This is a genomic window from Agarivorans sp. DSG3-1, from assembly GCF_046774965.1.
Lineage (GTDB): Bacteria > Pseudomonadota > Gammaproteobacteria > Enterobacterales > Celerinatantimonadaceae > Agarivorans.
Genome location: NZ_CP177241.1, coordinates 4,399,443 through 4,412,331, shown reverse-complemented (window position 1 = coordinate 4,412,331; position 12,889 = coordinate 4,399,443). Strand labels below are relative to the sequence as shown.

The following is a 12,889-nucleotide window of genomic DNA, read 5'->3' as shown; positions in this document are numbered from 1 at the left end:
AGTAGGAGGCTTTATGGATTCTGTGTGTTTTCTTTTTTACACCAATTCCGTCCGCCTCCCTAAAAGAGTGGAGTAAAAAAGAAACCAAACAAAAATCGGGTGTTTAATAATTTCATGCTGTCAGACTAAAAAGCAATCACTGTAAAGTCAAGTAATACCAAGCGATTAGTTACTTGGCATTACTTGTATTACTCAGCCTTATGCGGCTTGTTCATCCTCGGTACTTAGCTCGTCTTCAACGGGCTCTCGTAAGAAATCTTTCCCTGAGCGGCTAGCGCGGTGAGCGTTGGGCTTATCTTGGAAGCGGTGTAATTGGCGTTCCAGCTTTTGCCCTAGGTTGTTAATGGCCACACTCAAATCTTGGTGCGCATCACTGGCAAACAGTTGTCCGTTTGGCAGGTTAATCTTCGCTTCTATTTTTACCTTTTTGTTGTCAGTGGTAATGGTCACTTTTGGTGAAATGAGCGGGATTTGGTTTTTTTCCAATTTTTCAAAGCGCGCGGCAATGTGCTCGCGAATGGTTGGGGTAATAGAAATGGTTTTACTGGTAATATCAATAATCATAAGCCTCCCAAAGACTATCTAGTAATTATTTCACTTCCAGAATACGATTTTAAGAAATAAAAAACCAGATCTAGATCACTATTTCTTAAGGGTTAGCTTTAGCCGATTAAGCAATGTGACTGCTTAGCAAAAAGTATTATAAATTCCTCAAAATCGCTTGAATCTTGATGGTTAATTCGGCACATTGGAATAGATAACAAGCGGTTGATGTTAGTCGGTAGTTAGAATTTCTCTCAAACCTAAGGACAACTAGCTTTATCTTTAACCACTATGGACAGTAAAAAGCCCATTAAAGCTGTACTGAACTCCTCTTTTTCATCTTCTGAGTTTACTGCTTCCCTCTCCCAACTCGCGCTGGCCTTAGCGGCCCAACCTAGCGAGGGTTTCTTTAATGAGCTACTTTCCCAGTTAGCCAAACGCTGTAATGCTTATGAAGCTTATATAGCCCGCTTTGACTCTCGTGCTCCTCAATTACCCTGTATTGCTTATTGGCGCGGTGGTCAGTTTATTCAAAACAAACTGAGCCCTGCTACTCCCAAGTTGTTGGCGGCAATTAGACAACATTCAAGGCTGACCATTAGTGATTTTTCTGCATGTTATCCCGATTATGCCAGTGTTCAACCCGAACTTACGGTCAACATAAATGGCTTTTGGGCGCAGCAAATTGTTGAGCAAGATAGGGTTGTTGGTTATATGGCGTTCAGCTTTATTGATGAAGACTTCGACGCTGAACGGCTAAGCCATATGTGTCAACCATTCATCGCTCGTTTAAACGCAGAGTTTTTGCAATACCAACAGAATGAGGCATTGAGCCTGTCGGCTGTGGCTTTTGAAAGTAATGAAGGCCTTATTATTACCGACGCCAATTATCGTATTGTAAAAGTAAATAAGGCTTTCGCTCAAATTACCGGTTACCCATCAAGTGAAGTATTAGGTTGTGAGTTAAGCGCAATATTTGCCAGCCCTAATCCGGTTTTTATTGAAGAAGTTAACGGCACGGTTCGGCGCAAAGGCGAAGTGCAGCGAACCCGCAAAAATGGTCAGCAATATACTCAATTGGAAACCATAACTGCGGTGCATAATAAAGGCTCGGCAGTCACTCACTATGTTGTGTGTATTCAAGATATCTCTGCCAGTATTGAATCAGAGCAAAAAAATCAGCACTTAGCTTTTTATGATGAGCTCACTGGTTTACCTAATCGGCGTAAGCTGCATGAAGAGTTATCGATATGTTTTAGTCGCGCCAAAAAGCAGCATGTTATTGGTGCTTTGCTATTTATCGACCTTGACCATTTTAAGAATATTAATGATTCGTTGGGGCACGCCGCAGGGGATTGGGTATTGCAACAAGTGGCTAATCGTTTACAAGATTTGATTCGAGAAGGGGATGTTTTAGCGCGTTTAGGCGGAGATGAATTTGTTTTGCTACTGGCCGACTTGGGCGAGAGCCCGCCTCATGCTGAGCAGCAAGCCAATATTGTGGGAAAACGACTGATTCAAACTATTTCTGCTCCTTATCCATTTGATGGTCAATCGCTGCACATAGGCGCCAGCGTGGGAATTACGTTATTCCCAGGTAAAGGCCAAACCGCTGAAGATTTGTTAAAGCAAGCTGATACGGCTATGTATCAAGCTAAATCGGCCGGGCGACGCACTGTAATGTTCTTTGATGATGGCATGCAGCGCCAAGCCGATAAACGTTTGCAAATGAACAATGCCTTGCGCAACGCCTTGGCTAATCAAGAACTGCTGCTTTATTTCCAGCCGCAACATATGGTGTCCACTGGTGAATTAGTGGGTGCGGAGGCCTTAGTCCGTTGGCAGCCAGAGGGAAAAAGCATTGTTTCGCCCACCGAGTTTATTCCTATGGCAGAAGAATCTGACCTGATTATCGATATTGGAATGTGGGTATTAGAGCAAAGCTGTAAACACATGGCTAAGTGGCAGACGATGGGCTTGTTGCTACCTGAATTATCAGTAAATGTGAGTGCTAAGCAATTTCACCACCCTGATTTTGTCGATAAAATTGAAGAGCTTATGTCTCGTTATCAATTGGATAGCGCGATGCTCAATTTGGAAATTACCGAATCGGTGGTGCTGGGGCATGCTGAAGATACCATTCGCAAAATGGAGCAGCTAAAAGATATTGGTTTGCGTTTTTCAATTGATGATTTTGGTGCTGGGTATTCCTCTTTAAGTTATTTGAAACGCTTGCCAGTGGATGAGCTCAAGATTGACCGCTCCTTCATTAGAGATATTCCACGAGATAGTCGAGACATGGCCATTGTTGATGCGGTGTTAGCCATGGCTAATCATTTAGGCTTTACTGTTACCGCCGAAGGAGTGGAAACTCGCCAGCAATTGGAATTCCTTAAACAACAAGGATGTACCTTTTATCAAGGCTATTTATCCAGCAAAGCAATCCCTGCAGACGCAATGGAGCGATATATTCAACGTTTTCAGCGGAAATATTCCCAATAGCCCTTTATCTTTTGCTTTCGAGTCGGGTATAACTAGGTGTAGATATTAGTTAAGTTGATGTTTCAACTCACTCAATAAGGAAGCGCCCATCATGAAACGGCTGTTATCGGCTTTTTGTATATTGGTTTTTAGTTTTGCTCATGCCGAGGAATTTAGTCGTTCTCACGCTTTAGTGATGCACGGTGAGCCTGCCTTACCTGCTGATTTCACGCAGCTTCCCTATGTAAATGTGAATGCGCCCAAACAAGGCAGCATGACTCATGAAGCGCAAGGTACATTTGATACCTTTAACCCGTTTATTGTTAAAGGGAATCCCGCCGCTGGCGTAGGCCAAATATACGATACCTTGCTCACCGCTAATAATGATGAAGCCTTTGCCCAATATGGCTTGCTAGCTGAAAGCATTGATATGCCAGAAGACCGTTCTTGGGTGCGCTTTAATTTGCGCCCTGAAGCTCGCTTTCACGATGGTGAGCCAGTGACCGCAGACGATGTGGTATTTACCTTCAACTTACTGCTAGAAAAAGGCGCGCCGTTTTATCGTGCTTATTATGGCAGTGTGAAGGAAGTGGTCGCCGAATCGAAACAAAGCGTGCGCTTCAATTTTGTTGACGGTACTAACCGTGAGTTGCCGCTTATTTTGGGGCAATTACCCATCTTGCCTAAACACTTCTGGCAACAGCATGATTTTTCTAAAGCCGATCTTACCTTGCCACTGGGTTCTGGTCCCTATCAAATAGCCAAATTTGATACTGGCCGTTCAGTGAGTTACGCCTTAGTAAAAGACTACTGGGCTAAAGACTTACCCATTAGCCGTGGCCGTAATAATATCGCAACCATTAACTATGAGTATTACCGAGACTCTTCAGTTGCCCTAGAAGCATTTAAAGCAGGGCGTATTGATTACCGCATAGAAACAAGTGCTAAAGATTGGGCAACAGCTTATACAGGGCCAATGTTTGATAGCGGGAAAATCCACACCGACACGTTATTAAACGAAAACCCGCAGGGTATGCAGGGCTTTGTTTTTAATACTCGCCGCCCCTTATTCAACCAACCAGAAGTACGCAAAGCCATTGGTTTGTTGTTTGATTTTGAGTGGACCAACGAACAGCTTTTTTATGGTGCTTATAAACGCACCGACAGTTATTTTGCCGCCTCAGAGTTAGCTGCTACCGGTTTACCACAAGGTGGCGAGTTAGCCTTATTAGAACCTTTTAAAGACCAATTGCCTGAAGAAGTATTCACTAAAGAATTTAGCCTAGAGAAAACCCGCGGAGACGGTAATATTCGCCCGCAAATGCGTGAGGCTTTGGCTCTGCTGAAAGGCGCTGGATGGACCCTGAGTAAAGGCCAATTAGTTGATGCTAACGGCAAGCAAATGCACATTGAGTTTTTAATTTACCAAAAAACCTTTGAGCGTATAGTGCTGCCGTATACCCGTAATCTACAGAAAATAGGTATTAGTACTGAAGTACGGGTAGTGGATGTATCGCAATACGTTAACCGAGTGCAAAAGTTTGATTTTGATATGGTGGTAGGCAGCTTTGGCCAATCATCTTCACCGGGTAACGAACAACGCGATTTTTGGGGAAGTAAAGCCGCAGAGCATGTAGGTTCTCGTAACATAATTGGGGTAAATAGCCCGGTAGTAGACAAACTTATTGAAGCGGTTATTGGCGCTGATGATAGACAAGCTTTGGTTGATGCTACGCGCGCTTTAGATCGCGTATTATTGTGGTCGTATTACGTGGTACCGCAATGGCATTTAAACGCGTGGCGGGTGGCTTATTGGGATAAGCTTAAGCGCCCAGAGCGTAATCCAAAGTTCGCCTTAGGTCTTGATAGCTGGTGGGTAGAATAAAACCTCAATGACTAGCTACATTCTGCGTCGCCTTTTATTGATGATCCCTACCTTGTTGGGGATTATGACTCTTAACTTTGTGATTATTCAGTCGGCCCCTGGTGGGCCCGTTGAACAAGCCATTGCCAAAATTCAAGGTATTGATACCTCGGCAACTCGCCGCGTTGATTCTGGCGTGGACACCGAGATTATTCAAACCAACAACGGCGGTGGCGGCTCTAGCCAATATCGCGGAGCCCAAGGTTTACCGCCAGAGTTAGTCAAAGAACTTGAGCAACTTTATGGTTTTGATAAGCCAGTGCACGAGCGCTATTTTGATATGCTGGGCAACTATCTGCGCTTTGATTTTGGTGACAGTTTCTATCGTGATAGCTCAGTTGTAGATCTCATCCTTGAGAAAATGCCGGTCTCTATTTCACTTGGCTTATGGACCACACTATTGGTTTACGGTATCTCTATTCCTTTGGGGATCCGCAAAGCGGTGCAGCATGGCAGTCGCTTTGATGTATGGAGTTCGACATTGGTTACTGTCGGGTTTGCCATTCCTAATTTCTTGTTCGCAATTATGTTGATTGTGTTATTTGCTGGAGGCAGTTACTGGGATTGGTTCCCGCTGCGTGGATTAACCTCCACTAATTGGGAAGAACTCAGTTTACTGGGTAAAGTGGGCGATTATTTTTGGCATTTAGCCTTGCCTGTTACCGCCATGGTAATTGGCAGTTTTGCTACCTTAACCATGTTAACCAAAAACTCCTTTTTAGATGAAATTAACAAGCAATATGTACTGACCGCCCGTGCTAAAGGTTTAACCGAAAATCGCGTGCTCTACGGTCATGTATTCCGTAACGCTATGCTATTGGTTATCTCCAGTTTGCCAGCCACTCTTATAAGCATTTTCTTAACGGGTTCATTCATGATTGAAGTGATTTTTTCGCTTGATGGCCTGGGCTTGTTGGGCTTTGAAGCCGTGGTGAATCGTGATTATCCAGTGGTATTTGGCACCTTGTATATGTCTACCTTAATTGGTCTAATCTTGAAGCTTATTAGTGATATTACCTACACTATGATTGACCCTCGAATCAACTTTGAGGGGAGGCAGTAGCATGGGTGTAGTTGCACAATGGAAACGCGCCAAAGCTAGCCCGCTTAATCAGCGAAGATGGTTACAGTTTAAGGCTAATAAACGCGGATATTGGAGTTTTTGGTTATTCTTGCTGTTGTTTGTGGGGAGTATGTTTGCAGAATTTATTGCTAACGACAAACCGGTGTTAATTCGTTATCAACAGCAATGGATGATGCCTATTGTTAGTCACTATACCGAGCTTGAATTTGGTGGTGATTTAGATATAGAAGCTGATTATTCAGACCCTTACATTCAAGAACTGATTAAAGAACAAGGTGGCTGGATGATCTGGCCTCCGGTGCACTTTTCTTATGACACGATTAATTACAACCTCACCGAACCCTCTCCGTCGCCACCAACGCTAATCAATTGGCTAGGCACCGACGACCAAGGCAGAGATGTATTTGCCCGCTTGCTTTATGGCTTCAGGTTGTCTGTATTGTTTGCTTTAGTATTGGCAATAAGCAGCTCTGTGATTGGCGTAGCGGTAGGTGCCATGCAGGGGTATTTTGGTGGGCGAGTGGACTTGTTAGGTCAGCGCTTTATTGAGATTTGGTCGGGCATGCCACAAATGTTCTTGCTGATTATTCTGTCTAGCTTGGTACAGCCTAGCTTTTGGTGGCTATTAGGTATTTTGCTGCTGTTTAGTTGGATGAGCTTAGTGGATGTAGTGAGAGCAGAGTTTTTACGCGGCCGAAACTTAGAATATGTAAAAGCCGCACGGGCTTTAGGCGTGGGCGATAGGGCGATTATGGCTCGACACATTCTGCCCAATGCAATGATCGCTACGTTAACCTTTATGCCGTTTATCTTTATTGGCGGCTTAACAGCATTAACGGCCTTGGATTACCTAGGCTTCGGTTTGCCTCCTGGCTCTCCCTCACTAGGAGAAATGGTGGCTCAAGGAAAGAATAATCTGCAGGCTCCATGGTTGGGTATTACTGCTTTTTTCTCTATGTCGATAATTTTAATCCTGTTGGTGTTTATTGGCGAAGCGGCGCGAGATGCATTTGACCCGCGTAAACGAGTATAGGTAGCTGCAATGAATAAGTTATTAGAAGTAAAACAGCTATCGGTGTGCTTTGGCCTGCCTGAACCAGTAGTAAAGAAAGTGAGCTTTGATGTATTTCAAGGGGAGACTTTGGCCTTGGTGGGCGAGAGTGGTTCTGGTAAATCGGTAAGTGCTTTATCGATATTATCCTTACTGGGTGAAAATGCTGAAGTGACAGGCGACATTTTGCTTAACCAGCAATCGGTACTTAATCAACCGGTTAAATTGTTGCAAGCGCTGCGTGGCGATCAAATTGCGATGATCTTTCAAGAACCACTCACGTCGCTAAACCCACTACATAGTGTTGAAAAACAAATTAGTGAAGTATTGTGTGTGCACCGCGGCATGCATAAGCAGCAAGCGCGGGAGCGTGTGCTAGAGTTACTTGATTTAGTGGGTATTGTTGAACCAGAGAAACGTTTATCGAGTTTCCCTCATCAGCTATCTGGCGGACAACGGCAGCGAGTAATGATTGCCATGGCATTAGCGACAGAGCCTAAACTGCTGGTTGCCGATGAACCTACCACAGCCTTAGACGTTACCATTCAGCAACAAATTTTAGAGTTACTGCAAGAGCTACAACAAAAATTGGGTATGGCGATATTGTTGATTACTCACGACCTAAATGTAGTGCGCGGTTATGCCGACCGTGTCGCGGTAATGAAGTGTGGTGAGCTAGTGGAAGTTAATAACTGCAAAGCGCTATTTGCAGAGCCGCAACATCCTTATACCAAAATGCTGCTCGATTCAGAGCCAGTGCGAGAGTTTTTGCCTGAGGCCAAGCAAGAGATGTTGCTTGATGTAAACAAACTCAAAGTATGGTTTCCAATAAAGCGCGGTTTTTTACAGCGCACGGTTGATCACATTAAAGCGGTCAACGGTATAGATTTTCATTTGAAGCGTGGAGAAACTCTAGGCATTGTTGGCGAGAGTGGCTCTGGTAAAAGCACCTTAGCTCAAGCGGTATTAAGGCTTACCGACAGTGAAGGAAGCATTGCCTTTAAACGGGAATTTATTCAAGACCATTCAGTTAAACAAATGCGCCCATTGCGGCGTTTCATGCAGATTGTTTTTCAAGACCCTTTTTCTAGCTTGAGTCCACGAATGTCGGTATTGCAAATTATCGGCGAAGGGTTGAATCTTCATTTCGATTTAGACGAACAAGCCCTTAAGCAGCGTGTATCAGAGGCGCTCATTGATGTCGGTCTAGAGCCCGATACCATGCATCGTTACCCTCATGAGTTTTCTGGTGGGCAGCGGCAACGTATTTCTTTAGCTCGCGCGCTAGTATTAAAGCCTGAAGTGTTGATTCTCGACGAACCTACCTCGGCATTAGATTGCACGGTACAAAAGCAATTGTTGGAGTTATTACGAAAACTTCAGCAAAAATATAACCTTAGCTACTTGTTTATTAGCCACGATTTAGCGGTTATTCGCGCCTTAAGTCACCGCGTGATGGTGATGCAATACGGGCAATTGGTTGAGCAAGGCGAAACCGAACAACTTTTTTCGCAACCTAAGCAAGAATATACTCGCCGATTAATCAATGCTGCGTTAATCTAAATATCAGTAGACTCAGTGATAGGGTGCTATAAGCAATGCTTCAGCGGTTGTGGCAAGTAGTAGTTTGTATGATTTGTGGAAGCAGTCTGAGTTTAGCGCAGGCTGTTGATTTGACTCCGCAACAGCAAGCTTATAATGAAGTAAGAAAGCTGCAGCGCAGCCAAAAGTGGGATAAAGCGGAGAAGTCTCTCACTAAGCTAAGTCAATATCCTCTTTATAATTACCTTCAGTATTACCAGTTACGCGGCCAAATGCGTAAGGTCTCTCAAGACCAGGTAGAACAATTCATGCAAGATAACCCACAGTCCTACCTTCGCCACGCCATTCAGCGACGATTTATGGTGGAACTGGCTCGGCGCAAAGAGTGGCAAAGCTATCTCGATTTTTACCCTAAACTACCCAATAGTACAGATTTACAGTGCTATCACTATTACGCCAATTTAAAAGTTGGCGACGCTGAATACGCTTGGCAAGGTGCCGAAAGCTTGTGGCTACATGGGCGCTCCCGTCCTAAGTCTTGTGACCCTTTGTTCGATAGTTGGCAAAAAGCCGGCAATATTAGCGACAAGTTACGTTGGCAGCGGATGTTACTGAGCTTTCAAGCGAATCAAGTTAGCTTACTCAAATACCTCTCTAAATCTTTATCAGACTCAAAAAAATCTGATGCCAAGTTGTTGATTGATGCTTACTCCAAACCAATGGTTGTTATCAGCTCCGGTAAACTTAAAATAAACCAATCTAGCCGCCATCAAGAAATTGCATTGTTAGCCATAAAACGCCTAGGGCGCAAAGATTTAGTGGCTGCGGTAGAGCATATCGAACGTTGGTCGAAGCCCTTAAGCAAATCGAGCTCTTTATTCCATAGTACAGAGCGTTACTTAATTGGAAGGGTGATAAGTGATCCCAGCCCTGAGTTGCTCAAATGGGCCGACCGCCAGCTACGTTTACAACCCCATACCAGCACGATAGAGCGGCGGATCCGCTTGGCCATTTCGCAGCAAAAATGGGACCAAATTGGTTTATGGATTGCGCGCTTGCCAGAGGCTAAACAGCAGCAAGAACGTTGGATTTATTGGCAGGCTCGCTCGCTAGTGGCACTTGGCCAGAAAGAACTCGCCACCCCAACCATAGAAAAATTGGCCGAAGAACGTAGTTATCATGGATTTCTAGCCGCGCAGTACTTGGGTCAAGATTATCAGTTAGGGGAGCAACTCCATCAAACCTCTGACGATACTTTAGTGCAGCTAAATCAGCACCCAGTGGTACTTAGAGTGAAAGAGCTATTGGCACTTGAGGAGTATTACTCGGCGCGCACTGAATGGGATACCTTGCTGCGTCGCTCAAGCTTGTTACGCCAGTTAGATTTAGGAGTATTAGCCTTAAGCCATAATTGGCAAGATTTTGCCGTTCAAGCCTCTATTATTGCTAAGCAGTGGGATCAGCTAGAAATGCGCTTCCCTTTAAGTTTTGCTAAAGAGTTTGAGTACTTTGCTAATAAGCGCCAAGTAGAAGCTAGCCTGTTATTCGCAGTCGCGCGACAGGAAAGTGCCATGTATCCGCTAGCTCAAAGCACTGTAGGTGCTCGAGGCTTAATGCAGTTGATGCCTGCAACTGCTAAAGAAACTGCGCGTAAAATTGGCTTTAAATACCGTTCACGCACGCAGCTATTTACGCCTGAAGACAATATTAGATTGGGTAGTGCGTATTTAGATGGTTTGCTTAATCGATATAAAGGCAATCGAATTTTGGCCGCCGCAGCTTACAATGCAGGCCCACATCGGGTGAGCCGATGGTTAGCCGATAGGGGAGATGTTCCTGCCGATGTATGGGTAGAGTCTATTCCTTTTAAGGAAACCCGCCATTACGTGCAAAGTGTATTAGCTTACCAGGTGGTGTATCAATATCGGCGCCAGCAAGAGATTACGCCATTCCTAACGCCAAAAGAACTGGGTTACCCTTATGGCAAGCCGAAAGGCTAAGTCATTAGTACTCGACATTGGGTTTTAAGCGTTTTGCTTTGTTATGGAAGCCGTGATGGGATGGTTGAGTTAATAGAGTTGTTAAAGGCGTATGCGAGAGCTTACGCCTTTTGTTTAGCGCTCTAAAGCAGACTAGGGACTAAGGCGGTCGACTTTCCAGCCTTTTGCATCACTGGTGTAGCGAAACCTGTCGTGTAAACGATCGGCTTTACCCTGCCAAAATTCAATGCTGTCTGGCACCACTCTATAGCCGCCCCAAAACTCGGGTAAAGGAATGGGTTTGTTAGCGAACTCTTGTTTGTAGTGTTGTACTTGTTGTTCTAGTACTTCACGCTCAGCAATGACTTGGCTTTGGTGACTTGCCCAGGCTCCTATTTGGCTGCCACGGCCACGGCTGTGAAAGTACGCTTCAGATTGCTGGTGGCTCACTCGTTCTACACGACCTTCAATTCGAACTTGGCGTTGTAGGATGTTCCAGTGAAAAGTGATACAAGCTAGTGGTTGATAATCTAACTCTTGGCCTTTTCTACTGCCATAATTGGTATAAAAAACAAAGCCTTGCTCATCAAATTCTTTGAGTAATACCACTCTAGCAGAGGGGCGACCATCTGGCCCAACTGACGATACCGTCATCGATTCTGGTAATACAATGCCAGACTTCTCTGCCTGCTGTAGCCACTCGCCAAACAATTCAAATGGGTCTTCGTTTCCTGTTGGCTCCGGTGGTGACAACAGTACGCCTTGGCCTAAGGTTAACGCACAACGTATTTTACTTAACAGTGACATAATCAATTAGCTTAATTGGTTGATGCAACGAACAAAATGTTGCATGAAGAGATAAAAAGTGAATAGCCGATTTTGGATCATAGTTTACACTCAGAAACACAGTTTAACTATCAAGTTTTGCTTTGGCTTGGTATAGTTTTGCCTGGTTCGGATTTCAAGTTTAATTCTGCTTTGCAGACGAATAGAGGGTAAGTAATTTGGCCACAATTAAAGATGTTTCTCAGTTGGCGAATGTTTCGATATCAACAGTATCTCGTGTTATTAACAATACTGCTCAAGTCGCACCCGAGAAACGAGAGGCCGTACTCAGAGCGATGGAAGAACTGCATTATCGCCCAAATAGCTTTGCCCAAGCTTTAGTGAGCAAACGCTCCGACTGTATTGGTCTTATCGTTGGTGATTTAGGCGGTGGTCCGTTCTTCGTGCAAATGATGAAAGGCATTGAAGAAATTGTTGATGAGTCTGACAAGTACACGATTGTGATGTCTGGTCACCATAGCGCAGAAAAAGAGCGCCATGCCATCGACATTTTATTGCAGCGTCAATGTGATGCAGTGATTGTTCACTCTATGGCACTAAGTGACCAAGAATTACGAGAGGTTGCAGATTGCGATACTCCGTTTATTTTTATCAATCGCTTAATTCCAGGTTTCGAGCATCGTTGTGTTTATTTAGATAATCATGAAGGTTGTTACAAAGCCACATCGTTCTTGTTGGAAAAAGGGCATAAAGACATTGCCTTTATTACCACTGATGATTTGTCATTCTCCGATGGTGTAGAGCGTTTGTCGGGTTACCGTCATGCCATGGAAGAATCGTCTGGTCCGTTAAACGAAGAGTTAATTGCTCGCGCTTACCCAGATGAAATAGGTGGCAGTCAAGCAGTAGAGAAGCTACTTGAACGTGGCGTAGAGTTTAGTGCCATTGTGGGTTACAACGACTCAATGGTAGCTGGTGCTTTATCTGCTCTGCGTGATAAGGGTTACGATATCCCTGGTCAAATCTCGGTAGTAGGCTACGACGACAATCACTATGCGCGTTTTGTTCATCCTAAGCTGACTACGGTTCGTTACCCAATTGAAGATATGGGTAAACGCGCTGCGCAGTTAGCCATTGATATTTTAGAGACTAAAGGTCAAGAGATCGGTCCAAATGTTATGGATCTAAAATTCCTTCCAGAGTTGATCGTTCGCGACTCAGCTGCTAAAAAATCGTGATCTAATTCAAATAAACATTAATAAGGCTGCTTGCAGCCTTTTTTATGACTTGTCTTGAAACCCTTTTCTGGTATCGTTTTCACATCGAGTGCAAACTGTTAGCCGCATTTGAAGATTGAGTTTGAGATGACTTAATTGAAACTTTCCCGCTGTATAGAGTTGTTTGAATTACTTAGCTTTTCTAGGTATCAACAATTCTAAAAAACTTGCTGTTACGACCTAATTTATTAGGTCGTTTTTTTTTGCCTACGTTTCACTGCA

General features: G+C 44.2%; 9 protein-coding genes and 1 other annotated feature (1 of these 10 running past the window's edge). Of the genes, 7 read left to right on the top strand and 2 right to left on the bottom strand.

Annotated elements, in window-relative coordinates:
- Positions 1 to 112: a sequence feature (Phe leader region), on the bottom strand (it extends 16 nt beyond the left edge of the window).
- 86 nt (positions 113 to 198) lie between these two features.
- Positions 199 to 564, bottom strand: coding sequence for a ribosome hibernation-promoting factor, HPF/YfiA family (gene hpf / locus ACLD71_RS20455; protein ID WP_137671583.1), 366 nt, complete (start codon positions 562 to 564; stop codon positions 199 to 201).
- Between the two features lie 270 nt (positions 565 to 834).
- Here hpf and ACLD71_RS20450 point away from each other — a divergent pair, with 270 nt between their 5' ends.
- The 6 genes from ACLD71_RS20450 (at position 835) to ACLD71_RS20425 (ending at position 10,625) form a co-directional block, all read left to right on the top strand.
- A complete protein-coding gene (locus ACLD71_RS20450; protein WP_411991829.1) occupies positions 835 to 3,045 on the top strand; it encodes a putative bifunctional diguanylate cyclase/phosphodiesterase in 2,211 nt (736 codons plus the stop codon).
- A gap of 91 nt (positions 3,046 to 3,136) precedes the next feature.
- Entirely contained in the window at positions 3,137 to 4,909 is a 1,773-nt protein-coding gene (locus ACLD71_RS20445; protein WP_411991828.1) for an extracellular solute-binding protein, read from the top strand.
- A 7-nt stretch (positions 4,910 to 4,916) separates the two neighbouring features.
- Positions 4,917 to 6,011, top strand: a complete 1,095-nt coding sequence (locus ACLD71_RS20440; RefSeq protein ID WP_137671580.1) for a microcin C ABC transporter permease YejB — start codon at positions 4,917 to 4,919, stop codon at positions 6,009 to 6,011.
- A gap of 1 nt (position 6,012) precedes the next feature.
- A complete protein-coding gene (locus ACLD71_RS20435; protein ID WP_137671579.1) occupies positions 6,013 to 7,065 on the top strand; it encodes an ABC transporter permease in 1,053 nt (350 codons plus the stop codon).
- A 9-nt stretch (positions 7,066 to 7,074) separates the two neighbouring features.
- Entirely contained in the window at positions 7,075 to 8,646 is a 1,572-nt protein-coding gene (locus ACLD71_RS20430) for an ABC transporter ATP-binding protein (protein ID WP_411991827.1), read from the top strand.
- A gap of 35 nt (positions 8,647 to 8,681) precedes the next feature.
- Complete coding sequence (locus tag ACLD71_RS20425; protein WP_411991826.1) at positions 8,682 to 10,625, top strand: transglycosylase SLT domain-containing protein; 1,944 nt, start codon at positions 8,682 to 8,684, stop codon at positions 10,623 to 10,625.
- 132 nt (positions 10,626 to 10,757) lie between these two features.
- Here ACLD71_RS20425 and pdxH read toward each other — a convergent pair whose 3' ends face one another.
- Entirely contained in the window at positions 10,758 to 11,411 is a 654-nt protein-coding gene (gene pdxH / locus ACLD71_RS20420; protein WP_411991825.1) for a pyridoxamine 5'-phosphate oxidase, read from the bottom strand.
- A gap of 197 nt (positions 11,412 to 11,608) precedes the next feature.
- Between pdxH and ACLD71_RS20415 the strand changes: the two genes are divergently transcribed.
- Positions 11,609 to 12,628, top strand: a complete 1,020-nt coding sequence (locus ACLD71_RS20415) for a LacI family DNA-binding transcriptional regulator (RefSeq protein WP_137671575.1) — start codon at positions 11,609 to 11,611, stop codon at positions 12,626 to 12,628.
- Positions 12,629 to 12,889 lie beyond the last annotated feature (261 nt).

What these genes read in the sequence shown, in the direction of transcription:
- ACLD71_RS20430 (WP_411991827.1), top strand. Translation starts at nt 7,075, where the DNA reads ATGAATAAGTTATTAGAAGTAAAACAGCTATCGGTGTGCTTTGGCCTG.
- pdxH (WP_411991825.1), bottom strand. Translation starts at nt 11,411, where the DNA reads ATGTCACTGTTAAGTAAAATACGTTGTGCGTTAACCTTAGGCCAAGGC.
- ACLD71_RS20445 (WP_411991828.1), top strand. Translation starts at nt 3,137, where the DNA reads ATGAAACGGCTGTTATCGGCTTTTTGTATATTGGTTTTTAGTTTTGCT.
- ACLD71_RS20435 (WP_137671579.1), top strand. Translation starts at nt 6,013, where the DNA reads ATGGGTGTAGTTGCACAATGGAAACGCGCCAAAGCTAGCCCGCTTAAT.
- ACLD71_RS20440 (WP_137671580.1), top strand. Translation starts at nt 4,917, where the DNA reads ATGACTAGCTACATTCTGCGTCGCCTTTTATTGATGATCCCTACCTTG.
- ACLD71_RS20450 (WP_411991829.1), top strand. Translation starts at nt 835, where the DNA reads ATGGACAGTAAAAAGCCCATTAAAGCTGTACTGAACTCCTCTTTTTCA.
- ACLD71_RS20425 (WP_411991826.1), top strand. Translation starts at nt 8,682, where the DNA reads ATGCTTCAGCGGTTGTGGCAAGTAGTAGTTTGTATGATTTGTGGAAGC.
- hpf (WP_137671583.1), bottom strand. Translation starts at nt 564, where the DNA reads ATGATTATTGATATTACCAGTAAAACCATTTCTATTACCCCAACCATT.